This is a genomic window from Solimonas sp. SE-A11 (assembly GCF_030345715.1).
In the GTDB taxonomy this organism is placed as follows: domain Bacteria; phylum Pseudomonadota; class Gammaproteobacteria; order Nevskiales; family Nevskiaceae; genus Solimonas_A.
In genome coordinates this window covers 101782-125214 of record NZ_JAUASX010000010.1, presented here as the reverse complement: position 1 = coordinate 125214, position 23433 = coordinate 101782, and the positions used below count along the sequence as shown (strand labels likewise).

The 23433-nt window shown below is 66.8% G+C and carries 23 protein-coding genes; 18 read left to right on the top strand and 5 right to left on the bottom strand.

Features of this window, described 5'->3' with window-relative positions:
• Positions 1 to 66: 66 nt before the first annotated feature.
• Together gyrA and ybaL are read left to right on the top strand one after the other, a co-directional pair.
• On the top strand, positions 67 to 2823 hold the full coding sequence (gyrA, locus tag QT386_RS13005; protein WP_289274201.1) for a DNA gyrase subunit A: 2757 nt from the start codon (positions 67 to 69) through the stop codon (positions 2821 to 2823).
• 141 nt (positions 2824 to 2964) lie between these two features.
• Positions 2965 to 4623 (top strand): YbaL family putative K(+) efflux transporter, encoded by a 1659-nt coding sequence (gene ybaL, locus QT386_RS13000; protein ID WP_289274200.1) that lies wholly within the window; start codon positions 2965 to 2967, stop codon positions 4621 to 4623.
• 174 nt (positions 4624 to 4797) lie between these two features.
• Here ybaL and QT386_RS12995 read toward each other — a convergent pair whose 3' ends face one another.
• Positions 4798 to 4947 (bottom strand): hypothetical protein, encoded by a 150-nt coding sequence (locus tag QT386_RS12995; protein ID WP_289274199.1) that lies wholly within the window; start codon positions 4945 to 4947, stop codon positions 4798 to 4800.
• A gap of 78 nt (positions 4948 to 5025) precedes the next feature.
• On the opposite strand from QT386_RS12995, the gene QT386_RS12990 reads away from it, so the two are divergent.
• From QT386_RS12990 to QT386_RS12920, 15 genes are all read left to right on the top strand, one after another.
• Positions 5026 to 5277 (top strand): ribbon-helix-helix protein, CopG family, encoded by a 252-nt coding sequence (locus QT386_RS12990; RefSeq protein ID WP_289274198.1) that lies wholly within the window; start codon positions 5026 to 5028, stop codon positions 5275 to 5277.
• Entirely contained in the window at positions 5274 to 5672 is a 399-nt protein-coding gene (locus tag QT386_RS12985; protein ID WP_289274197.1) for a PIN domain-containing protein, read from the top strand. The genes QT386_RS12990 and QT386_RS12985 overlap by 4 nt, the downstream gene beginning before the upstream one ends.
• A 72-nt stretch (positions 5673 to 5744) precedes the next feature.
• A complete protein-coding gene (gene serC, locus QT386_RS12980) occupies positions 5745 to 6827 on the top strand; it encodes a 3-phosphoserine/phosphohydroxythreonine transaminase (protein WP_289274196.1) in 1083 nt (360 codons plus the stop codon).
• A gap of 120 nt (positions 6828 to 6947) precedes the next feature.
• The gene (locus QT386_RS12975; protein WP_289274195.1) at positions 6948 to 8123 is read left to right on the top strand and encodes a phosphoglycerate dehydrogenase; all 1176 of its coding nucleotides are present in this window, start codon (positions 6948 to 6950) and stop codon (positions 8121 to 8123) included.
• Between the two features lie 158 nt (positions 8124 to 8281).
• Complete coding sequence (gene pheA, locus QT386_RS12970) at positions 8282 to 9376, top strand: prephenate dehydratase (RefSeq protein WP_367401437.1); 1095 nt, start codon at positions 8282 to 8284, stop codon at positions 9374 to 9376.
• A gap of 8 nt (positions 9377 to 9384) precedes the next feature.
• On the top strand, positions 9385 to 10518 hold the full coding sequence (hisC, locus tag QT386_RS12965; RefSeq protein ID WP_289274193.1) for a histidinol-phosphate transaminase: 1134 nt from the start codon (positions 9385 to 9387) through the stop codon (positions 10516 to 10518).
• Positions 10515 to 11408, top strand: a complete 894-nt coding sequence (locus QT386_RS12960) for a prephenate dehydrogenase/arogenate dehydrogenase family protein (protein WP_289274192.1) — start codon at positions 10515 to 10517, stop codon at positions 11406 to 11408. The genes hisC and QT386_RS12960 overlap by 4 nt, the downstream gene beginning before the upstream one ends.
• The gene (aroA, locus tag QT386_RS12955) at positions 11405 to 12730 is read left to right on the top strand and encodes a 3-phosphoshikimate 1-carboxyvinyltransferase (RefSeq protein ID WP_289274191.1); all 1326 of its coding nucleotides are present in this window, start codon (positions 11405 to 11407) and stop codon (positions 12728 to 12730) included. The genes QT386_RS12960 and aroA overlap by 4 nt, the downstream gene beginning before the upstream one ends.
• A 7-nt stretch (positions 12731 to 12737) precedes the next feature.
• Positions 12738 to 13433 carry a (d)CMP kinase gene (gene cmk / locus QT386_RS12950; RefSeq protein ID WP_289274190.1) on the top strand — a complete coding sequence of 232 codons (696 nt, stop codon included), beginning with the start codon at positions 12738 to 12740 and terminating at the stop codon, positions 13431 to 13433.
• Positions 13434 to 13544: 111 nt separating this feature from the next.
• Entirely contained in the window at positions 13545 to 15227 is a 1683-nt protein-coding gene (rpsA, locus tag QT386_RS12945; protein ID WP_289274189.1) for a 30S ribosomal protein S1, read from the top strand.
• 201 nt (positions 15228 to 15428) lie between these two features.
• A complete protein-coding gene (locus QT386_RS12940; protein WP_289274188.1) occupies positions 15429 to 15785 on the top strand; it encodes an integration host factor subunit beta in 357 nt (118 codons plus the stop codon).
• 2 nt (positions 15786 to 15787) lie between these two features.
• The gene (locus QT386_RS12935; protein WP_289274187.1) at positions 15788 to 16132 is read left to right on the top strand and encodes a LapA family protein; all 345 of its coding nucleotides are present in this window, start codon (positions 15788 to 15790) and stop codon (positions 16130 to 16132) included.
• 1 nt (position 16133) lies between these two features.
• Positions 16134 to 17297 (top strand): hypothetical protein, encoded by a 1164-nt coding sequence (locus QT386_RS23440; protein ID WP_289274186.1) that lies wholly within the window; start codon positions 16134 to 16136, stop codon positions 17295 to 17297.
• A 261-nt stretch (positions 17298 to 17558) separates the two neighbouring features.
• Positions 17559 to 18557, top strand: a complete 999-nt coding sequence (locus QT386_RS12925; protein ID WP_289274185.1) for an NAD-dependent epimerase/dehydratase family protein — start codon at positions 17559 to 17561, stop codon at positions 18555 to 18557.
• A 27-nt stretch (positions 18558 to 18584) separates the two neighbouring features.
• Positions 18585 to 18911: a hypothetical protein gene (locus QT386_RS12920; RefSeq protein ID WP_289274184.1), complete on the top strand. Its 327-nt coding sequence runs from the start codon at positions 18585 to 18587 to the stop codon at positions 18909 to 18911.
• 52 nt (positions 18912 to 18963) lie between these two features.
• Here QT386_RS12920 and QT386_RS12915 read toward each other — a convergent pair whose 3' ends face one another.
• The 4 genes from QT386_RS12915 to QT386_RS12900 all read right to left on the bottom strand — a co-directional run bounded on the left by QT386_RS12915 (position 18964) and on the right by QT386_RS12900 (position 22445).
• The gene (locus QT386_RS12915) at positions 18964 to 20433 is read right to left on the bottom strand and encodes a M48 family metalloprotease (RefSeq protein WP_289274183.1); all 1470 of its coding nucleotides are present in this window, start codon (positions 20431 to 20433) and stop codon (positions 18964 to 18966) included.
• 88 nt (positions 20434 to 20521) lie between these two features.
• Positions 20522 to 21412 carry an archaetidylserine decarboxylase gene (asd, locus tag QT386_RS12910; RefSeq protein ID WP_289274182.1) on the bottom strand — a complete coding sequence of 297 codons (891 nt, stop codon included), beginning with the start codon at positions 21410 to 21412 and terminating at the stop codon, positions 20522 to 20524.
• A complete protein-coding gene (locus QT386_RS12905; RefSeq protein WP_289274181.1) occupies positions 21409 to 21828 on the bottom strand; it encodes a copper chaperone PCu(A)C in 420 nt (139 codons plus the stop codon). Before QT386_RS12905 ends, asd begins: the two co-directional genes overlap by 4 nt.
• Complete coding sequence (locus tag QT386_RS12900) at positions 21828 to 22445, bottom strand: SCO family protein (protein WP_289274180.1); 618 nt, start codon at positions 22443 to 22445, stop codon at positions 21828 to 21830. Before QT386_RS12900 ends, QT386_RS12905 begins: the two co-directional genes overlap by 1 nt.
• Positions 22446 to 22529: 84 nt before the next feature.
• Here QT386_RS12900 and prmB point away from each other — a divergent pair, with 84 nt between their 5' ends.
• Complete coding sequence (prmB, locus tag QT386_RS12895; protein WP_301334291.1) at positions 22530 to 23432, top strand: 50S ribosomal protein L3 N(5)-glutamine methyltransferase; 903 nt, start codon at positions 22530 to 22532, stop codon at positions 23430 to 23432.
• Position 23433 lies beyond the last annotated feature (1 nt).

Genomic DNA, 23433 nt, shown 5'->3' with positions numbered 1-23433 from the left:
TAGAATCTATCGACAAATTCCTAGACATAAATCGCGGCTCCGCGCAAGGCGGACGCAGGCTCGCATATGACTGATTTTGCTAAAGAAGTTCTGTCGGTAAATCTGGAAGACGAGATGCGCCGGAGTTACCTCGATTACGCCATGAGCGTGATCGTGGGCCGAGCACTGCCAGATGCCCGCGACGGCCTCAAGCCGGTGCATCGCCGCTCGCTGTACGCGATGCACGAGCAGCACAACGACTACAACAAGCCCTTCAAGAAGTCGGCGCGTATCGTCGGTGACGTGATGGGTAAGTACCACCCGCACGGCGACAGCGCGATCTACGACACCATCGTGCGCATGGCGCAGCCGTTCTCGCTGCGCTACCTGCTGGTGGACGGACAGGGCAACTTCGGATCGGTGGACGGCGACGCGCCCGCGGCGATGCGCTACACCGAAATCCGCATGACGCGCATCGCGCATGAGCTGCTGGCCGACATCGACAAGGAAACCGTCGATTTCCAGCCGAACTACGACGGCTCCGAAAGCGAGCCGACGGTCCTGCCGACCAAGTTCCCGAACCTGCTGGTCAACGGCAGCTCCGGTATCGCCGTGGGCATGGCCACCAACATCCCGCCGCACAACCTCTCCGAGGTGATCGACGGCTGCGTTGCGCTGATCGACAATCCCGAGATCGAGTTGCGCGAGCTGATGCAGCACATCCCGGCGCCGGACTTCCCGACGCACGGCCTGATCCTGGATGCGCACGGCCTGGCCGACGCCTACGCCACCGGCCGTGGCCGCATCGTGATCCGAGCCCGCACGCACTTCGAGGACATCGGCAACGACAAGCAGGCCATCGTCACCACCGAGCTGCCCTACCAGGTCAACAAGGCACGCCTGCTGGAGCGCATCGCCGAGCTGGTCAAGGAAAAGAAGATCGAGGGCATCACCGAGCTGCGCGACGAGTCCGACAAGGACGGCACGCGCATGGTGATCGAGCTGCGCCGCGGCGAGAACGCCGAGGTGGTGCTCAACAACCTGTTCCAGCAGACCCAGCTGCAGATCGTGTTCAGCCTGAACATGGTGGCGCTGGACGGTGGCCAGCCCAAGCTGCTGTCGCTCAAGTCGCTGCTGGAAATCTTCGTGCGCCACCGCCGCGAAGTGGTCACCCGCCGCACCCGCTACCTGCTGCGCAAGGCGCGCGAGCGTGCCCATGTGTTGGAGGGCCTGTCGGTTGCGCTGGCCAACATCGACGACATCATCGACCTGATCAAGCGCAGCCCCTCGCCGGCGGAAGCCAAGGCCGGGCTGATGGGCCGCAGCTGGAATCCCGGCCCGGTCACGGCGATGCTGGAGCGCGCCAGCGCCGATGCCTCGCGGCCGGACGGCCTGGCCGCCGAGTTCGGCATCGTCGACGGCGGCTACCGCCTGTCCGAGGCCCAGGCCCAGGCGATCCTGGACCTGCGCCTGCACCGCCTCACCGGCCTGGAGCAGGACAAGATCCACGAGGAATTCCGCGAACTGCTGGAATCGATCCTGGACTACCTCGACATCCTCGGCTCCGAGACGCGCCTGCTGTCGGTGATCCGCAGCGAACTGCTGGAGATCAAGGAAGCCTACGGCGACGAGCGCCGCACCGAGATCACCAGCGCCGCACTGAACATCGCGCACGAAGACCTCATCGCCCCGCAGGACATGGTGGTGACGCTCTCGCACGAGGGCTACGTCAAGGCCATGGCCATGGACGAGTACCAGGCCCAGCGCCGCGGCGGCCGCGGCAAGATGGCCACCGCGACCAAGGAAGAGGATTTCGTCGATCGCCTGTGGGTGGCGCACTCGCATGACACGCTGCTGTGCTTCTCCAGCGCCGGCAAGTGCTACAAGCTGCGCGTGTTCGAGCTGCCTTCCGGTTCGCGTGGTTCGCGCGGCAAGCCCTTCAACAACCTGCTGCCACTGGAGGCCGGCGAGAAGATCAACGCCGTGCTGCCGGTGGAGTCCTTCGGCAACGTGGTGGCGGACAACGAGCAGCCCGAGGGCGAGGGTCGCTACATCTTCATGGTCACGCGCCGCGGCACGGTCAAAAAGACCCCGCTTTCGGCCTTCGCCAACGTGCGCAGCAACGGCCTGATCGCCGTGGACCTGCGCGTGGACGACGAACTGGTCGGCGTGGCGCTGACCTCCGGCCATGACGACATCATCCTGATCTCCGACTCCGGCCGCGCCATCCGCTTCAACGAAGGTGACGTGCGCTCCATGGGCCGCGGTGCCACCGGCGTGCGCGGCATGCGCCTGCTCAAGGCCTTCGCCGGCTCCGAGGACGAGGGCGAGGAGTCCACCCCGGTGTCCGAGGCCGACGAGGCCGTGGACGATGCCGCCGACAGCGGCGAGGGTGCGCGCGTGATCGCGCTGATCGTGCCCGAGACCGGCGACATCCTGACGGTCTCCGAGTTCGGCTTCGGCAAGCGCACCCCAATCGACCAGTTCCCCAAGCGCGGTCGCGGCGGCCAGGGCGTGATCGGCCAGGCGCTGACCGACAAGACCGGCCGCCTGATCGGCGCCGTGACGGTGGACGATCGCCACGAGCTGATGCTGATTTCCGAATCCGGCAACCTGATCCGCACCCGGGCCTCCGAGGTCCGCATCGCCGGCCGCAACACCCAGGGCGTGCGCATCATGCGCCCGGTGGACGGTGACCGCCTGGTCGGCGTGGACCGTTACGTCGCCGAGGACGACGAGTCCGTGGCCGCGGCGCTGCCGGATGGCACCGACGGCGCCCCCGCCCCCGACGCGCCCGATGTCGCTTCGGATGCCGCTGGCGAAGCGGCGCCCGACACCGAGTAAGCAGGACATGTGAGACCGGCGCCGAACTTGGCGCTGGTTTTGCGATCAGAAGGAGCAGGGGCGGGGTCCACGGGGGCGCCGACGAATCCAGCGGGCCCGGGGACACGCTCCGGGTCCCACGAACTAAAAGGGACCCATGCTGTGCCGCACCATACACCCCTGATCGCCACTATCGTCATGGGTCTGGTACTGGCCTTTGTGTTCGGTGCTGTGGCCAACCGCCTGCGCCTGCCACCCCTGGCCGGTTACCTGCTCGCCGGCATTGTCGTCGGTCCTTTCACCCCTGGTTTCGTCGCCGATCCTGGTCTGGCCACCGAGCTGGCCGAGATCGGCGTGATCCTGCTGATGTTCGGCGTTGGCCTGCATTTCTCGCTGGACGACCTGATGGCGGTGAAACGTATCGCCATTCCCGGCGCCATCGTCCAGATGGCGGTGGCCACGGTGCTGGGTATCGCGCTGGCCTGGGCCGTCGACTGGCCGCTGGGTCAGGGCTTCGTCTTCGGCCTGGCGCTGTCGGTCGCCAGTACCGTGGTTCTGCTGCGTGCCCTGGAAGAACGAAGGCAGATCGAGACCACGCGCGGGCGCATTGCCGTCGGCTGGCTGATCGTCGAGGACCTGGCCATGGTCATGGCCCTGGTGCTGCTGCCGGTGCTCGCCGGCGTTCTGGGCGGCAAGGCCGAGCCTTCGCCCAGCGGCGGCGAGACCAGCGTGCTCGGCGCCATCCTGCTGACCCTGGCCAAGGTTGCCGGCTTCGTCGCCTTCATGCTGATCGTCGGTCGCCGCCTGATCCCGGCGGTGCTGCATGTCATTGCACGTACCGGTTCCAAGGAGTTGTTCCGCCTGGCGGTCCTGGCCGTGGCGCTGGGCGTCGCCTTCGGCTCGGCGCAGTTGTTCGGCGTGTCCTTCGCACTGGGTGCGTTCTTCGCCGGCATGGTGCTGAGCGAGTCCGAGCTCAGCTCCGAGGCGGCGGAAGAGACGCTGCCCCTGCGCGACGCCTTCGCCGTGTTGTTCTTCGTCTCCGTGGGCATGCTGTTCAACCCGGAGATTCTGGTCGAGCAGCCCTGGCTGGTGCTGGCGGCCTTCCTGATCATCGTACTGGGCAAGTCCATCGCCGCCATGGTGATCGTGCTGGCCTTCAAGTATCCCCGCGGCACCGCCCTGACCATTGCCGCCAGCCTGGCGCAGATCGGCGAGTTCTCCTTCATCCTGGCGACGCTGGGCGTGGACCTGGGGCTGCTGACCGAGCCCGCGCGCGACGTGATCCTGGCCGCGGCGATCTTCTCGATCATCGCCAACCCGTTCTTCTTCATCATCTCCGACCGGCTTGAACGCCGTTGGGGCCAGGTGCGGGCCGTCGGTGCCTTCACGCCGGTCATCTCCGACCACGTCGTGCTGGTGGGCTACGGCCGCGTCGGCAGCGCCGTAGCCGAGACGCTGCAGGCACAGGGGCAGTCCTTCCTGGTGATCGAGGAGAACGACGAGCGGGTGCAGCGTCTGCGTGAGCTGGGCATCCCCGTGCTGGTCGGCAATGCTGCCCAGCCCAACACCCTCAAGTCGGCCCAGCTGACCAAGGCGCGCACCCTGATCCTGGCCGTGCCCAATGCCTTCGAGGCCGGGCAGGTGATCCAGCAGGCGCGCAGCGTGCAGCCCGAGCTGCCGATCTTCGCCCGCGCGCATTCCGACGCCGAGGTCGACTACCTGCGCAAGCGCGGCGCCAGCTTCATCGTCATGGGCGAGCGCGAGATTGCCCGCAGCATGGTGGAGCAGCTGCGGCTGCCGGCCGCTACCGGGGGCGCCTGAGTTGTTCCAGGGCGTCTAGCAGGGATTCGAAGTCGGCCTTCGAGGCGCTGCTGTAGATCAGACCGGCTGCCTGGGCTTCGTGGCGGTCTTTCGGGAGTCGTCTGCAGGCGCCAATAGCCCAAACGGCGCTGCTCTGTGGGCGTGGGCCATCCCACTGCGGATCAGCCAGGAAGGTCAGGAAGGCCAGGGCGCCTTGGGCGCCCAGCGCGAAGCCAATTCCCAGATTTCATAGGCCCACAAGTCCAGGTCTTCATGCTCGATCCGCACGACATCCCAGCCATTGACCTCCAAGTGATCGGATAGCTTGGTGCGGATGGGCTTCATCTCTTAAGTGTAGGCTAGTGGGCTGATTCCGTTGCGCAGTATTGACTAACATGTCCTGTTAGGTGATAAAATAAGCTCATGAATTTCAGCGTTCATTTTGACGATGCCACCGTGGAGCGCCTCAACAAGGCGGTCGAGCGGGCGGGCGTCACGCGCAATCGCCTGATTTCCATGGCGGTGCAGGAATGGCTGGCGCGGAACGAGGAAAAGGACTGGCCGGAGTCGCTGCTGGCGCACTTCCGCAACCCGGCCCCGGAGCTGGCGCAGGACACCCTGGATTTCCAGGCCTGGCGCGAGCACCTGGGTGGCCCGGCGGAAACGCGCTGGTGAAGTACCTGCTGGACTCTGACGTGATCGCGGGCGCCATCAAGGGGCGGCTGCCGGTGGTGCTGAAGCTGTCCAAGCTCAAGCCCAGCGATATCGCGGTGGCGGCGGTGACCCGGATGGAAGCCGAGGCGGCGCTGCGGGCGCAGCCGCGGGCCCAGGCGCGCTATGCCAAGCTGCTGAAGGAATTCTTCGCCAACGTGAAGGTGATCGCCTTCGACGTGGCAGAGACCCAGCAGGCGGTGACGCTGGCGGCCTATGCGCAGCAGATGGACGAGAAGATAGGCGCCTACGACCTGTTGGTGGCGGCCACGGCCTTGTCCCACCAGCTGGTGCTGGTGACGGACCGGCCGCAGGCTTTTGCGGGCGTGCCGAATCTTGATGTAGAGAGATGGAATTAAAGCAGTACGGAAGCGACGCTCGTCGATTCTGCTAAAGAAAAATCAGTTATCTCATTGCCCAGGAGCATGACCATGAAGCGTATCGTGAATTTCAGCGCCGGCCCCGCGACCCTCCCGCTGGTAGTCCTTGAGCAGGTGCAAGCCGAGTTGCTGGACTGGCGCGGTTCGGGCATGTCGGTCATGGAGATGTCGCACCGCGACAAGGAATTCATGAGCATCGCCCAGGAAGCCGAGAGGGACCTGCGCGAGATCGCCGGCATCCCGGCCAACTACAAGGTGCTGTTCCTGCAGGGTGGCGCCACCGGCCAGTTCACCTTCCTGCCGATGAACCTGCTGCGCGGCAAGACCGGCTTCGACTACGTGCTGACCGGCGACTGGGGCAAGAAGGCTGCCAAGGAAGCAGGCAAGTACGGCAAGGTCAACATCGCCGCCAGCAGCGAGGGCGACAAGTTCACCAACATCCCGGACGTCAAGAACTGGAAGCTGGACCCGAACGCCGCCTACGTGCACATCACGCCGAACGAGACCATCCACGGCGTCGAGTTCCACCAGGAGCCGGAGACCAACGGCGTGCCGCTGGTAGCCGACATGTCGTCGAACATCCTGTCGCGCCCGATCGACATCAGCAAGTACGGCCTGATCTACGCCGGCGCCCAGAAGAACATCGGCCCCTCGGGCATCACCATCGTGATCGTGCGCGAGGACCTGATCGGTGGCGCCGCGCCGCTGACGCCGGGCATCTTCGACTACAAGCAGATGGCCGACAACGAGTCGATGCTCAACACGCCGCCGTGCTTCGCCTGGTACGTGTCGGGTCTGGTGTTCAAGTGGATCAAGGACAACGGCGGCCTGGCTGCCGTGGGCGAGCGCAACGCGAACAAGGCCAAGGCGCTGTATGACTATATTGACAGCCAGGACTTCTACAGCAACCCGGTGGCCAAGGCCGACCGCTCGCGCATGAACGTGCCCTTTGTGCTGGCCAACGCCGAGCTGGACGCCGACTTCCTCAAGGGAGCCAAGGCTGCCGGCCTGTCGGGTCTCAAGGGCCACCGCTCGGTGGGCGGCATGCGTGCCAGCCTGTACAACGCGATGACCATCGAGGGTGTCAATGCCTTGGTTGAATACATGAAAGAGTTCGCGCGGACGCGCGGCTGATCAAGACGGGAATCGGGAATGGGGAATGGGGAATCGTAAAAAAACACCCCTGTTTCTTCGCTTCTGACGATTCCTGATTCCCTATTCCCGATTCTCTAATCCCGATTCTCGAGAAAATCCATGTTCAAGGTCCAGACCCTCAACAACATTTCCGTCCTCGGCCTCGAGCGCCTGCCGCGCGAGCGTTACGAAGTCGCCTCCGAGATGTCCAACCCGGACGCCGTGATGGTGCGCTCGGCCGACATGCACAAGATCGACATCCCGGCCAGCATCAAGGCCATCGGCCGCGCCGGCGCCGGCACCAACAACATCCCGGTCGCCGCCCTGTCCAAGCGTGGCGTGGTGGTGTTCAACGCCCCGGGCGCCAACTCCAACGCCGTGAAGGAGCTGGTGCTGGCCGGCATGTTCCTGGCAGCCCGCAACATCCCGCAGTCCCTGGACTTCGTGAAGAAGCTCGAAGGCGACGACAAGGCCATGCATGTGGCCGTGGAAGATGGCAAGAAGAAGTTCGTTGGCTTCGAGCTGCCGGGCCGCACCCTGGGCGTGATCGGCCTGGGCGCCATCGGCGTCAAGGTGGCCAACGCCGCCCTGGAGCTGGGCATGACGGTCTACGGCTATGACCCGGCCATGACGGTGCAGAACGCCTGGCAGCTGAACTCCGGCGTACGCCAGGCCCTGTCGGTGGACGATCTGGTCTCCAAGAGCCAGTTCATCTCGGTGCACGTGCCGCTGCTGGACGCCACCCGCGGCCTGATCAACGCCGACCGCCTGAAGCTGATGCCGAAGAAGGGCGTGATCCTGAACTTCGCCCGCGAGGCCATCGTCGACGAGAAGGCCGTGATCGAGTCCCTGGATGCCGGCGGCCTGCACGCCTACGTCTGCGACTTCCCCAGCAACGCGCTGAAGGGCCACCCGCGCGTCATCGCCACCCCGCACCTGGGCGCCAGCACCGGCGAGGCCGAGGACAACTGCGCCGTGATGGTCGCCGACCAGTTGCGCGAGTTCCTGGAACTGGGCAACGTACGCAACTCGGTCAACTTCCCCGAGGCCGTCATGGCGCTGTTGCCGGGCAAGACCCGCCTGTGCATCGTCAACGAGAACGTGCCGAACATGGTGGGCCAGATCTCCACGACGCTGGCCAAGCGCAACCTGAACATCGCCGACCTGCTCAACAAGTCGCGCGGCGACCTGGCCTACACCATCGTGGACGTGGACTCCGGTTGCGCCCAGGACGTGGTGGAGGAGCTCCAGGCCATCCAGGGCGTGCTGTCGGTGCGCTGCATCCCGGCCCGCTGAGCCTAAGCAGCAAATCGGTCCGCAAATGGATGCAAATGAACGCGAATAGGCCGGAATATTAATTTACGTTTATTTGCGTTCATTCGCGGACTGCCTGGTCTTGGAAGGGCTAGGGGCATGAGCGGGGAGCGCGTACAATCGCGCTCCCTGTTTTCGTTATGGCACCCATGAACAACGAACTGGCCCAGGCCCGCACCCGGATCGACTCCCTGGATGAACAGATCCAGGCGCTGATCTCCCAGCGCGCGCGCATCGCCCAGGAAGTCGCCCATATCAAGGAACGGATGGGCGACAGCACCGGCAACCACTATCGCCCGTCGCGCGAGGCGGAGGTGCTGCGCCGCGCCATGGAGCGCAACACCGGCCCGCTGACCGACGAGACCGTGGCGCGGCTGATGCGCGAGATCATGTCGGCCTGCCTGTCGCTGGAATCGCCGCTGAAGATCGCCTACCTGGGGCCTGAGGGCACCTACACCCAGGCGGCGGTGCTGAAGCACTTCGGCGACAGCATCACGGCGCGCCCGGTGGCGGCCATCGACGAAATATTCCGCGACGTCGAGACCGGCAATGCCGATTACGGCGTGGTGCCGGTGGAGAACTCGCTGGGCGGCATCGTCAGCCACACGCTGGACGAGCTGGCCCAGACCACGCTGCGCATCTGCGGCGAGGTGACGCTACCGATCCATCACTGCCTGCTATCCACCGAGACCTCGGTGGAGGCGATCACCCACATCTACTCGCACCAACAGTCCTTCGCGCAGTGCCGCAAATGGCTCGACGCGCGCCTGCCCAAGGCCGAGAAGGAGACCGTGGCCAGCAACGCCCAGGCGGTGCTGATCGCCCGCGAGAAGGGCGGGGCGGCCATCGCCGGCCAGCAGGCGGCGCGGCTCTACGGCATGAATATCCTGGCCTCGAACATTGAGGACGATCCCAACAACACCACGCGCTTCCTGATCATCGGTAAGCACGATCCGTCGCCCACCGGCGACGACGTCACCTCCGTGGTGATGACCGCGCAGCGCAACAACCCGGGCGCGCTGTTCAAGCTGCTGCAGCCCTTCGCCCGCGAGAACATCGACCTGACGCGCATCGAGTCGCGGCCGGTCAAGGGTGCGGCGGTGCGCGACTACTACTTCTTCATCGACTTCCGCGGCCACGCACTGGACCCGCGCATCGAGTCGGTGCTGGGAGAGGTCCGCGCGGCCGCCGCCTACTTCAAGATCCTCGGGTCCTACCCGACTGCCCCCTTCTGAGGACGAACGTGACCTCACCCCTGCTGAAGAACGCCGCCACCGGCGTGCTGAGCCTGGAGGCCTACGCCCCGGGCATGCCGCTGGAAGAGTTGCAGCGCCGCCTGGGCATCGCCGACGCGATCAAGCTGGCGTCCAACGAAAATCCCCTGGGCCCCGGCCCGGCGGTGAAGGCCGCCATCGCCGAGGCCGTGGCCGGCGGCAACCTGGCCCTGTACCCGGACGGCGGTGGTTTCCGCCTGAAGAAGGCTATCGGCGACTTCCGCGGCATCGCCCCGGAGCGCGTCACCCTGGGCAACGGCTCCAACGACATCATCGAGCTGCTGGGCCGCGTGTTCCTCGGCCCCGGCCGCGCCGCGCTGTTCTCGCAGCACGCCTTCGCGGTCTACCCGATCATCACCCAGGCGCAGGGTGCCCGCGCGGTGGTGGTGCCGGCGCGCCCGGCCCATGATGCCCAGCCGCTGGGGCATGACATGCAGGCCTTCGCCGAGGCACTGAAGGCCAATCCCGACGTGTCTCTGGTGTTCATCGCCAACCCCAACAACCCCACCGGCACCTGGCTGGCGCCGGAGGACATCGAGGGCTTCATCCGCCAGGTGCCCGCGCACGTGGTGGTGGCCCTGGACCTGGCCTACGACGAGTACATGGAGCCGGCCCTGCGCAGCCCCTCGCGCGAGTGGCTGGAGAAGTACCCCAACCTGGTGCTGTTCCACACCTTCTCCAAGGCCTACGGCCTGGCCGGCCTGCGCGTGGGCTACTCGCTGTCCAGCCCCGAGCTGGCCGACCTGCTCAACCGCGTGCGCCAGCCCTTCAACAACAACAGCCTGGCCCTGCTGGCGGCGGAAGCCGCGCTGGCCGACCAGGCCCACGTCACCCGCTCGGTGGAGCTCAACAACCGCGAGCGTGCGCGCCTGACGCAGACACTCGGCGGCATGGGCCTGACCGTGCTGCCCTCCCAGGCCAACTTCATCGCCGTGGGCTTCGGCCGCGACGCAGCGCCGATCAACCAGGCGCTGATGCAGCGCGGCGTGATCGTGCGGCCGGTGGCCTCCTACCAGATGCCGCAGTTCCTGCGCTTCAGCATCGGCACCGAGGCCGAGAACGACCGCCTGGTGGCGGCCCTCGGGGAGATCCTCGCATCGTGAGCGTGCAGCGACTTGCCGTCATCGGACTGGGCCTCATCGGTGGCTCCTTCGCGCGCGCCGTGCAGAAGGCCGGCGCCGTGCGCGAGGTGATCGGCTATGACGCCGACCCGGCGCGCGTCGCCGCGGCCGTCGAACTGGGTGTCGCCACCCACGCGGCCGCATCGCTGGAAGCCGCCGTGCGCGACGCCGACGTGGTGCTGCTGTCGGTGCCGGTGCTGCAGACCCGCGAAGTGCTGTCGCAGCTCGCCTCCTACCTGCGCGAGGACGCCATCCTTACCGACGTCGGCAGCACCAAGGTCTCGGTGGAGCAGGACGTGGCGGCCGTGTTCGGCGCGTTGCCCGCGCGCTTCGTCGGCGGCCACCCGGTGGCTGGCAACGAGAAGAGCGGGGTGGAGGCCTCCTTCGCTGAGCTGTTCCAGGGGCGTCGCTGCATCCTGACCCCGCATGCGCACCAGGACCCGGCCGCGCTGGCCACGGTGCGGGCGCTATGGGAGTCCGCCGGCAGCCTGGTCTGCGAAATGAGCGCCGAGCACCACGACGAGGTGCTGGCCGCGACCAGCCACCTGCCGCACGTGCTGGCCTTCGCCCTGGTGGATTTCCTCAACACCCTGGATTCGCGCAAGGAAATCTTCGCCTACGCCGCCGGCGGCTTCCGCGACTTCACGCGCATCGCCTCCAGCAGCCCGAAGATGTGGCACGACATCACCCGCGCCAACCGCTCGGCGGTGCTCGGCGCGCTCGACGGCTACCTGGGCGAACTGCAGAAGCTGCGCGACGCCATCACCGAGGACGACGGTCCCGCCATCCTCGACATCTACACCCGCGCCCGCGATGCCCGCGAGCGTTACCTGGAGCTGGTCGAAAAGCCGGCTGCCGCGAAGAAGCCATGAGTTCTTCCGCCGATTTCCTGGACCTGGCACCCATCCGCGCGGCGCGGGGCGAACTGCGGCTGCCCGGCTCCAAGAGCGTGTCGATCCGCGCACTGCTGCTGGCCGCGCTGTCGGAGGGCGAGACGACCCTCAGCGGCCTGCTCGACTCCGACGACACCCGCGTGATGCGCGAGGCCCTGAAGGCCTGCGGCGTGCCGCTGCAGGACCTGGGCGAGGGCGGGTGGCGGGTGCAGGGCGCGCCGCGGCTGCCGCTGCGCGAGGCCGACATCTTCGTCGGCAACTCCGGGCTGTCGATCCGCACGCTGGTCGCGGTGCTGGCTTTCATGGATGGCCGCTACCGACTGTCCGGCATCCCGCGCATGCATGAGCGGCCGATCGGCGACCTGGTGGACGCCCTCCAGCCGCTGGGCGCTCGGATCGGCTACCAGCAGAAGGACGGCTTTCCGCCGCTGCTGATCGAGCCCGCGCAGGTGCGCGCGGCGCAGCCGGTGCGCGTGCGCGGCGACGCTTCCAGCCAGTTTCTCACCGGCATCCTGCAGTCGGCGCCGCTACTGGCACGCGAGCAGGATCTGGTGGTCGAGGTCGAGGGCGAGCTGATCTCCAAGCCCTACATCGAGCTGAGCATCGCCCTGATGCGCCGCTTCGGCGTCGAGGTGCAGCGCGGCACGACCGCCGCCGGCACACCGCGCTTCACCGTCGCGGCCGGCTCGCGCTACCGCGCGCCGGGTGCGTTCGCGGTCGAGGGCGATGCCTCGTCGGCCTCCTACTTCCTGGCGCTGGGCGCCCTGGCCGGCGGACCGGTGCGGGTGCAGGGCATGGGCAGTGCCAGCCTGCAGGGTGACGTGCGCTTTGCCGAGGTCATGGCGGCCATGGGCGCCGAGGTTACCCAGGGTGAGCAGTGGACCGAGGTGCGCTCGCCTGGACTATCCGCAGGCTTCCGGCCCAAGGCCATAGACGCCGACTTCAACCACATCCCCGACGCGGCGATGACCGTGGCGGTGGTGGCGCTGTTCGCCGACGGCCCCAGCGTGCTGCGCAACATCGGCAGCTGGCGCGTCAAGGAGACCGACCGCATCGCCGCCATGGCGGCGGAGCTGACCAAGCTCGGCGCCACGGTGGAAGCCGGCGCCGATTACCTGCGCGTCGCGCCTCCGGCGGCGCCGCGAACAGCGGCCATCGACACCTACGACGATCATCGCATGGCGATGAGCTTTTCGCTGGCGGCCTGCGGCGGCATTTCCGTGCGCATCAACGACCCGGGCTGTGTCGCCAAGACCTTCCCGGACTATTTTTCGCGGCTCGCCGCGTTGACTACCTCCTGATCCGCCCATGCCGTCCCAGAACAACACTCTCGTGCCTGTCATCACCGTCGACGGCCCCAGCGGCGTCGGCAAGGGCCTGGTGACGCGCTGGCTGAGCCAGCGCCTGGGCGGCTGGCACCGCCTGGATAGCGGCGCGCTATACCGCATCCTGGCCCTGGCCGCCGAGCGGGCAGGGGTGCCGGACGCCGACGGCCCCGCCGTGGCCGCCCTGGTGCCGGGCCTGGCCATCGAGTTCACCGGCGACACCGAGCATGACGAGGCTATCCGGGTCAACGGCGAGAACTGGGTCGACACCGTGCGCGCCGAGACCTCCGGGGCGCTGGCCTCGCGCATCGCCGCGCTGCCGGAAGTGCGCGCTGCGCTGCTGCAACTGCAGAAGGACTTCCGCCGCGCGCCGGGCCTGATCGCCGACGGCCGCGACATGGGCACCGTGGTTTTCCCCGACGCGCCCCTCAAGATCTTCATGGACGCGAGCCCCGACGAACGGGCGGCCCGCCGCTACAAGCAGTTGAGCGATAAGGGAATACCTGCTACGCTCGATGGTCTCTGCGTAGAGATCCGCGCCCGCGACGCGCGCGACCGCAACCGCCCCATCGCCCCGCTCAAGCCGGCCGAAAGGGCTGAAGTGGTTGATACAACGGGACTTTCCCCTGCCGAGGTCATCGGAAAAGTGGAAACCCTGCTGCGTCGCTACGGGTTCTGATTTCCCCCGCAGACAGCCGGTCCACAGGATGTGGGCCGTTTCTTTTATCAACCAGGACCGACCGCAGGGACGCGGCGGATGTTCCACCCACCACCAACGAGTGTTTTTGTAATGATCGAAAGTTTTGCTGAAATGTTTGAGGCCAGCCTCAAGGGCGGCCAGTCCATGCAGTCGGGCACCATCGTCAATGCCAAGGTGCTGGCTGTTAAGCCGGATGTCGTGATCGTCGACGCGGGCCTCAAGTCCGAAGGCGTGATCCCCATCCAGGAATTCATGGTCGACGGCGAGATCAAGGTTGCTGCCGGCGACGACGTAGAAGTGGCGCTGGAGACCGTCGAAGACGGTTTCGGCGAAACCAAGTTCTCCAAGGAGAAGGCCGAGCGGATCAAGACCTGGGAGCGCCTCGCGAAGGCCTTCGAGGGCAAGGAAACCGTCATCGGCATCATCACCGGCAAGGTCAAGGGCGGTTTCACGGTCGACATCGGCACCGTGCGCGCCTTCCTCCCCGGTTCGCTGGTCGACGTCCGCCCGGTGCGCGACACGTCCTACCTCGAGGGCAAGCCGCTCGAGTTCAAGGTCATCAAGCTCGACAAGCTGCGCAACAACGTCGTGGTCTCGCGTCGCGAAGTGCTCGAGGCCGAGTACAGCGCCGAGCGTGACACCCTCCTGGCCAACCTGCAGGAAGGTGTGGTCCTCCGCGGCGTGGTCAAGAACCTGGTCGAGTACGGCGCGTTCGTCGACCTCGGCGGCATCGACGGCCTGCTGCACATCACCGACATGACGTGGAAGCGCGTCAAGGATCCGGCCGAAGTCGTCACCGTCGGCCAGGAAATCGAAGTTAAGGTCCTCAAGTACGACCGCGAGCGTCGCCGCGTCAGCCTCGGCCTCAAGCAGCTGGGCGCCGATCCGTGGATGGACATCGAGCGTCGCTACCCCGAGAAGACCCGCCTGTTCGGCAAGGTCACCAACATCACCGACTACGGTTCGTTCGTGGAGATCGAGCCGGGCGTCGAGGGCCTGGTGCACGTGTCCGAGATGGACTGGACGAACAAGAACGTCAACCCGGGCAAGGTCGTGCAGGTCGGCGACGAGGTCGAAGTCATGATCCTCGACATCGACGGCGAGCGCCGCCGTATCTCGCTGGGCATGAAGCAGTGCCGCCCGAACCCCTGGGAAGAGTTTGCCCAGAACCACCAGAAGGGCGACCGCGTCCGCGGCGCCATCAAGTCGATCACCGACTTCGGCATCTTCATCGGCCTGGACGGCGGTATCGACGGCCTGGTGCACCTGTCCGACCTCGACTGGAACGAAGCCGGCGAAACCGCCGTGCGCCGCTACCAGAAGGGCCAGGAGCTGGACGCCGTGGTTTTGGCCATCGACGGCGCGCGCGAGCGCATCTCGCTGGGCGTCAAGCAGGTCCAGCAGGATCCGCTGTCGCAGTTCATCGCCGACACGGTCAAGGGCACCATCGTCAAGGGCATCGTGAAGACCGTCGACCCGCGCGGCGCCTTCATCGACCTGGGCAATGGCGTCGAGGGTTACATCCGTGCCAACGACCTGGCCCGTGAGCGCGTTGAAGACGCGACCAAGGTGCTCAAGGAAGGCGACACGCTGGAATCCCGCTACGTCGGCCTGGACCGCAAGAACCGCATCGTGCAGCTGTCGGTCCGCGAGAAGGAAATCCAGGAAGAGCAGGAGGTCATGGCGGAGTACGGCAACCGTAACGCCAGCACCGGCCGCACCAGCCTGGGCGACCTGCTCAAGGAACAGATTGGCGGCAACAACGACCGCTAAGCTGTCCTTCGCAGTACTTGGATGTATCGGAAAGGGGCCGCCATGCGGCCCCTTTCTTTTTGCACGGCGCCCCGCATCCCCTGGCCGGCAGCCGGCTGGCCCCCTGTTTCGGGCCTGTCAGCCCCCGGGGCGGCGGGGACTCTTGCATGCCCTGTTTTTTTTCTATAAGGTTCAATCAATTAGACCGCATCCATGAGCCTTATGACCAAATCCGAACTGATCGAACGGCTGGCCTCCAAGCAGACCCACCTGATGCAGAAGGACGTGGAACTGGCGGTCAAGCTGGTGCTGGACCAGATCAGCATGGCGCTGGCCAAGGACGACCGCGTGGAAATCCGCGGTTTCGGCAGCTTCGCCCTGCATCACCGTCCGGCGCGCGTCGGTCGCAATCCCAAGACCGGCGAGCCGGTGGAAATCCCGCCGAAGCGCGTCCCGCACTTCAAGCCGGGCAAGGAGATGCGCGAGCGCGTCAACGCCAACGCCCAGGCCGAGGCTGAAGCCGCCGCCGCGGCGGCCAAGGCTGCGGCTGCTGCCGCCACTGCCGATAGCCAGGGCTGATCGTGGCCTTCAAGGCGCCGGCCTCGCTGGTCTTCTTCCTGGTGATCCTGCCGGTCTTCGTGCTCGGCACCACCATCGGCTTCTTCAACAGCCAGAAGGTCGAGTTCAACTACTTGTTCGGCATGATCGAGCTGCCGCTGATCGCGCTGCTGGTCGCCGAGTTCGTGCTGGTGGCGCTGCTGACCCTGGGGGCGGGTTTCCTGCGGGTGCTGAGCCTCAAGTCCGAAATCCGCCGCCTGCGCAAGCAGCTCCGCGACAGCGAAACCGAGCTGCGCAACCTGCGCGCCCTGTCCGCGCCGCCGCCCACCCTGACCGCATCGCCGTCCGCGCTGCCCAAGGTTCCCTGACGTGATCGATGTCCTGTTCTCCTGGCTGCTGCTGCCGCTGGGATTCGCCCTCGGCTGGGCCTTGTCGCGTGGTTATCCGCACCAGGGTCGTGCCATCACGCCGGAGAAGCTCGGTGGCCTGGTCACGCACCTGGTCAGCGACAACCCGGACGAGACCCTCGCGGCACTCAGCGAAGCCGCCGAAATGGACAGCTCCGCGGCCGAGATGCACCTGACGTTGGGCAACCTGTTCCGCAAGCGCGGCGAAGTGGATCGCGCGCTGCATATCCACGAAGACCTGCTGGCCCGGCCCAACCTGTCGCCGGAGCTGCGCACCCAGACCCGCCTCGAGCTGGCACAGGACTACCACAAGGCCGGCCTGATGGACCGTGCCGAGGAAATCTCGCTGGCGCTCGCCGCCGAGGGACACCAGGTGGTGCAGTGCCTGGAGCTGGTGCGCACCATCTATGAACAGGGCCGCGACTGGCAGCAGGCGATCAAGATCTCGCGCCGTATCGAATCCGCCAAGGGTGAGTCCAAGCGCGAGGTGATCGCCCAGTACTACTGCGAGCTCGCCGAGGAGGCGAGGGCGCGCAAGCAAGCCGACGCCGCCCTGGAACTGGCCGAGCGCGCCGCCGCCGAAGACCCCGCCTGCATTCGCGCACAGCTGCTGCTCGGTGCGCTGCAGGAGGCTGCCGGCGAAGAGGCTGATGCCGCCAAGCACTACCGCCTGGCCTTCGAGCGCGATCAGCGCTTCCTGCCCGAGGTGATCGAGCCGTTGCGTCGCTGCGCCGAGAAGACCGGCGATGCGCAGGGCTATCTGCTGTTCCTGCAGGATGCCAAGGAGATGTCCCCCAGCAGCCTGCCGATCCTGGCCGAGGCGCACCTGATGCGCCAGGAAGGCCTGGAGGTGGCGGACTACCTGGCCCAAGGCCTGGAGACGCGTCCGGGTCGCGCCGTGCTGGCGGAGTTCCTTGAGGTGCTGGAGCACCAGCCGGGCGTGGTCGCCGCGGGCCTGGACAAGCCGGCCGCGAGCCTGCGCAGCGCCATCCGCAAACTGATGGAAACCACGCCGCGCTACCGCTGCGGCCACTGCGGCTTCAGCCCACGCCAGCTGTTCTGGCAGTGCCCCAGCTGCAAGCAGTGGGCCACCATCACCCCCATCGACGACGTCTTGAAGTCCTGAAGTCCCGAATAGGCCTGCTGTGCGGGCCGATCTTGCATCCGCGATGCTCGCCGTACTTCTGTACGGCTGTGCGTCTCGGCTGCAAGCTCGGCCCTGCTCGCGACGGCCTCCTCGGGACTTCGGCGAGTGATGGGTCCCATGTCGGGTTTTCACGCGAAGTAACTTCCGTATCCTGCTAATAAAACGGGCGTTTTTGACTCTGTCTCATACTTCTGTCACCGTTGCGCGATTATCATCGCCGCAGAGCGTGGAGGAGATCGGGTGGCAAGGACGGCATTCGTCACGGGCGCGACGGGCTTCGTCGGGCTGAACCTGGTCGATGAACTGGTCGACCAGGGCTGGGACGTCATTGCCATGCATCGGCCGCAGTCCGATGTCTCGCCGCTGCAGCGCTATCCCCAGGTCGAGCGCGTCTGCGGCGACATCACCGATTCCCGCACGCTCAAAGGCCTCGTGCCGCGGCATGTGGACTGTGTCTTCCACGTGGCTGGCAACACCAGCTTATGGTCGCGCTCGCATGCCGAGCAGATCAAGGTCAACGTGCGCGGCACCCGCAACATGGTGAAGGCGTCGCTGGATTCCGGCGTGAAGCGCTTCGTACATACCTCCAGCGTGGTGGCCTACGGCCTGCACGGCGGCATCGTCACCGAGGACACGCCGACCCGCGGCAGCGCCGCGCCGATCAACTACATCCGCAGCAAGGCCCTGGCCGAGCGCGAGGTCCACAAAGGCATCGCCAATGGCCTGCAGGCGGTGGTAGTGAACCCCTCGAACATCCTGGGCCGTTACGACACCGCCAACTGGTCACGCATGTTTCGCCTGATCCAGCAGGGCCGCCTGCCTGGCGTGCCCGCCGGCGGCGGCAGCTTCTGCCACGCCCGCGAAGTCGCCCGCGCCCATGTTGCCGCCGCCGAGCGCGGCTCCGTGGCGCAGAACTACCTGCTGGGTGGCGCCCAGTCCAGCTACCTGGGCCTGGCCCGCGACGTCAGCCGCGTGATGGGCCTGCGTCGCCGTTTCTACCCGCTGCACCCGCGCCTGATGCACGGCTACGCCAAGCTCGAGGAAGTCTTCGCGCCACTGTTCCGCCGCGAGCCGGAGATCACCGCCGATACGGTGGTGCTGCTGTCGCAGAACATCTACTGCAGCAGCCGCAAGGCGCAGAACGAGCTCGGCTACCAGCCGCAGCCGATGGACGCCATGCTGAAGGATTGCTACGACTGGATGCTGACGACGGGCCTGCTGAAGAAGGCGCCGCGCTAGGTAGTGTTGGGCGCAACGGACTAAAGCATGGCGACGACCGAGACCTTGGAGAATATTTTCGGCGCTTATGTGGCCCAGGATACTTTGGAAGAAGCCGCCTCCCGTATTGTGGACCTCATCCTCAGCTATCCGGAGATGAAAGAAGAATTTGTCTCCATCCTTGCAGATGGAATATTTCGAGCTTCGGCCGGCGATGCAAGTGTGGCTGCAGCCGTTGAACAGAGCGGCTACCACGTTTCCGGCACTGACGAGGCCGGCCAGTACTGCGTGGAGCTTCTCGAGTTGATCAACTCCGCGCTCTTTGCCCAACAAGCGCTTCAAGCCAACGCGGCTCCGCCGCGCGGCTTAATCTAAGCGCTAGAAGGGCGCGCCAAAAAAAACGGACCCTGGAGGTCCGTTTTTTTGTTTACATCCGGTCTCTCCGCTCCCGCGGCGGCCGCCAGTTCTCCGGCAAGGTATCACGCACCTCCTGGCGTTTTGCAGCCAGGCGTGCGCGTTCCTGCGGCGTGAGGTCGGGCAGGCGCAGGCCCGCATCGAGCTGGGCGATGGCATTACCGGCGTCGCCTCGCAGGAAGAGGTAGACCCCGGTCTGGTAGGACGCCTCGGGCAGGTTATTGAGCTCGCGTGCGGCCTGGGCCAGCAAGTTGTAGGTTTCCAGCTGCGTGCCCAGGGTCTGTTCTCGCGTGATCAGCAGTTGGCGGGCCTCGGCGGGCTTGCCGGCGGCCATCATCGTGTCGGCGTATTCGAGCAGGGCCGGTGCATAGCGCGGGTAGAGCTGCGTGGTGCGGGCCAGCACGGCCAGGGCTTCGTCGTTCTTCTGCTGCAAGGCCAGGATGCGGGCCTGCAGCAGGTTGAGCGTCACGTGTCGCGGATACTTCTCCAGCAGTGGCGCGAGCACGCGGTCGGCGTTGTCGGCCTGGCCCTGCACGGACAACGCCAGCGCCAGGCCGTAGCGGTTGGTCGGCGTGTCGTGGCCGGCGGCCAGCTCGTTGCTGTAGTGGTCCATCGCCTCGCTGGGGCGCTCGGCGGTGAGCACGCGGGCGCGGGCCTGCATGAAGCCGAACTCGATCGATTCCTTCAGCACGACCTTGGGCATCTCCGCGGCGCGGCCACGCGCTTCGGCGATACGGTTGGTGGTCAGCGGATGGGTGCGCAGGATTTCCGGCAGGCCGCTGCCGTAGAGGCGCGACTGCTGCTCCAGCTTGGAGAAGAATCCGCCCATGCCGGCTGGGTCGAAGCCGGCCCGCGCCATGGTCTGGATGCCGATGCGGTCGGCCTCGAGCTCGTGTGCGCGGGTGTAGTTGACCTGGCGCTGGTAGTTCATGGCCTGGCCCACGGACAGCGCGCCGATCACCACGTCCGGATCGGCAGAGCCGGCGATGATGGCGGCGATCACCGCCAGCCAGGTGGCCACGGTGGCGACCTGGGTGTCTTCCTGGGTGCGCGCAATGTGGCGCTGGGTGACGTGGGCGAGTTCATGGCCCAGCACGCCGGCGACTTCGCTTTCATTGCTTGCGGCGAGCAGCAGGCCGGCGTTGACGCCGATGTAGCCGCCGGGCAGGGCGAAGGCGTTGATCCGTGGATCGCGGATCATGAAGAACGTCAGGCTGGGCGGCTTGGTCTGGCTGGCCGATGCCAGGCGCCAGCCCAGCGTCGAGATGTATTCCCGCAGCTCCGGGTCTTCCAGCATGTAGTTGGCGCCGTAGAGCTGTGCCACCACCCGGCCGCCGAGGGTCTTCTCCTCGGAAGGCGACAGGGTGTTGTCCGCCGGCTCGCCGATCTGCGGCAGGTCCAGCGCCGCCGGGGAGTCCGCCTGCGTGGCGGCCGCGCCCAGGATGGCGACGGCGGTGAAGCAACTGAGGAGCGCTTTCTTCATGTGGCGGCGGTGCCAGGAGGATGACGGCAGTGTAGCCGCTTGGACGCGGCCCGCGTGCTTTGGTTCAGCCGCCCGGCCGGGCCCGGCCTCAGCTCCGGAACCGGGCGATACGCTGGCCCATGCGCAGCGGGTTGCCCTGGGCCATCACCGGCTGCCAGTCGAGCATGCCCGGCGGGGTCAGCAGGATCACCGTGGAGCCCATGTTGAAGCGCCCCATCTCGGCGCCGCGCTCCAGGTTGACCGGGTGGATCGGGTGGAAATGCTCGATGCCGGAACGCTTGTGCGGCGGGCTGATGCGGCCGGCCCAGACGGTCTCCATGGAGCCGACGAACAGGGCGCCGACCAGGACCATCGCAAACGGGCCGCGCTCGCTGTCGAACACGGCGCAGACGCGCTCGTTGCGGGCGAACACGCCCGGCATGGCGCGCGCGGTGGCGGGATTGACGCTGAACAGCCGCCCGGGGACATAGACCCAGTGGCGCAGTGTTCCGGCCAGCGGCATGTGGATGCGGTGGTAGTTGTAGGGCGCCAGGTAGATCGTCGTGAATTTGCCGCCTTTGAAGGGGGCGGCAAGTTCCTCGCTGCCGAGCAGTTCGGAGGCGCTGTACTCGTGGCCCTTGGCCTGGAAGATGCGGCCGTCCGGGATGTCGCCGGCCTGGCTGACGGTGCCGTCCACCGGGCTCAGCAGGGTCTGCAGGTCCGGGTCCAGCACGCGGGCGCCGGGCTTGAGGGCGCGGGTAAAGAAGTCGTTGAAGCTGGCGTAGTCCTCGGCGCGACCATGCTGGGCCTCGGCCAAGTTGATGCGGTACAGCTTCATGAACTGGCGAATGAAGATGTTCTTGAAGGCGCGCTGCTCGATGCGCGTCACCAGGTAGATCAGCCAGGACAGGAAACGCGTCGGCAGAATCAGCTGCAGGCGGGCGAACAGCAGGTCGCCCTGGCTGGCGTCGGTGTGGGGTTTGCCGCGGAGTTTCATCATGGGGCTCGGACGGTGAATTCGGCGCTGGCGTGGCGGCTGCCGCAAAGCAGGGTGACGGAGGCGCTGTCGCCGGCCTTCAGCGGACGCTGCGGGCGGAACAGCATCAGGTGGTAGTCGCCGGGCTGCAGCAGGGCCTGGCCGCGGGCGGGGACCTCGATGACCTGGTCGCGCAGCATGCGCGACATGCCGTTCTCCAGTGCGCTGCGGTGGATCTCCACGGCGCCGAAGTCCGGGCTGCTGGCCTTGTCGCAGCGCAGGGCCTCGGGCAGGCCGTTGTCGATACGCAGGTAGCCGGCCATGGGGCCGTCGGCCGGGGCCTCGCGGATCCAGGCGTCCTTCAACTGCAGCTCACCCGGCGCCTGCCGGCAGGCGGCCAGGGCCAGCAGCGGCAACAGGGCCAGCAGGGCGGCGCGCATCAGGGGCCCACCAAGGGCTTGAGGTCCGACACCAGCCGGGCCGGGTCGAAGGGGGGCGTAAGGTAGGCGGTGATATTGCCCTGCGGATTGAGCAGGATCATCGAGGCCGAGTGATCCATCTGGTAGCTCTCGGGGCTGGCGCCCGGCACCTTGGCGTAGGCGATGCCCAGCGCGCGGGTGATCTCGGCCAGCTGCGGCTCGCTCACGGAGACGCCGACGAAGGCGGGGTCGAACTGCCCGAGGTAGCTCCTCATGCGCTCGGGGGTGTCGCGCTCCGGGTCCACCGACAGGAACACCACCCGCAGCGGGTGGTCCGGCCCCAGGCCGGCCTTGACCTGCTTGAGCAGGGCCAGGGTGGTGGGGCAGACGTCGGGGCAGTAGGTAAAGCCGGGGAACAGCAGGGTCCAGCTGCCGTTCAGGCTGGCATTGGTGAAGGGCTGGCCATCCTGGTCCTTCAGGGTGAAGGCGGGCAGGGCGCGCGGCTGCGGCAGCAGGGTGCCGGACCGCAGCTCGGCGGAGCCGCGAGGCTGGGAGACGGTGACGGCCACCACTACGCCGAGGACGGCGGCAAGGGCGGCGATCATGCCGTAAAGAACGGATTTCTGGGCGTTGGCCATGATTTTCAGGGTGTTTTCGGATCAGCGAGGCAGCCGCCGCGTATAATTCGCGACCTACCCGGATTATCCCACAGCCCGCCGCCCATGCCTTCCCCGTCCACCCAGACTTCCGTGCTTCGCAGTGTCCGCGACCTCGTGCGCTGGGGGGCGAGCCAGTTCAAGGCGAACGGCCTGTACTTCGGACACGGTACGGACAACGCGCTGGACGAGGCGTTCCACCTCGTGCTGCACGCCCTGCACCTGACGCCCGACCTGCCCACGGTCTACCTAGAGGCCGCGGTGACCGACGCCGAGCGCGCCGCCGTCATCAAGCTGCTGCAGCAGCGCATCAAGACGCGCCAGCCGGCCGCCTACCTGATCGGCGAGATCCAGTTCTGCGGCCTGCCGTTCACGGTGGACGAGCGCGTGCTGGTGCCCCGCTCGCCGATCGGCGAGTTGATCGAGCGCCGTTTCGCGCCCTGGTTGCAGCAGGAGCCGCAGACCATCCTAGACCTCTGCGCCGGCAGCGGCTGCATCGGCATCGCCTGCGCCCTGGCTTTCCCGGACGCCCAGGTGGACCTGGCCGAGCTGTCGCCGGGCGCGCTGGCGGTCTGCAAGGCCAACATCGAGCGCCATGATTGCGGCGAGCAGGTGCGCGCGCTGAAGTCCGACCTGTTCAACGGCCTGGGCGAGATGCGCTACGACCTGATCGTCAGCAACCCGCCCTACGTGCCTGTCGCCGAGTGGAAGGCCTTGCCGCAGGAGTTCCACCAGGAGCCGCGCATGGCCCTGGCCGCCGGCAAGGACGGCATGGACCTGGTCGCCCGCATCCTGGCCGAGGCGCCGTCGCGCCTGGTCGAGGGCGGCTGGCTGGTCTGCGAGGTCGGCGGCAGCGTGCCCGAGTTCGAGGCGCGCTGGCCGCGCCTGCCCGTGACCTGGGTGGAGTTCGAGCGCGGCGGCGACGGCGTGTTCATCATTTCGCGTGAAGACCTGATCGAGCATCTTTAAG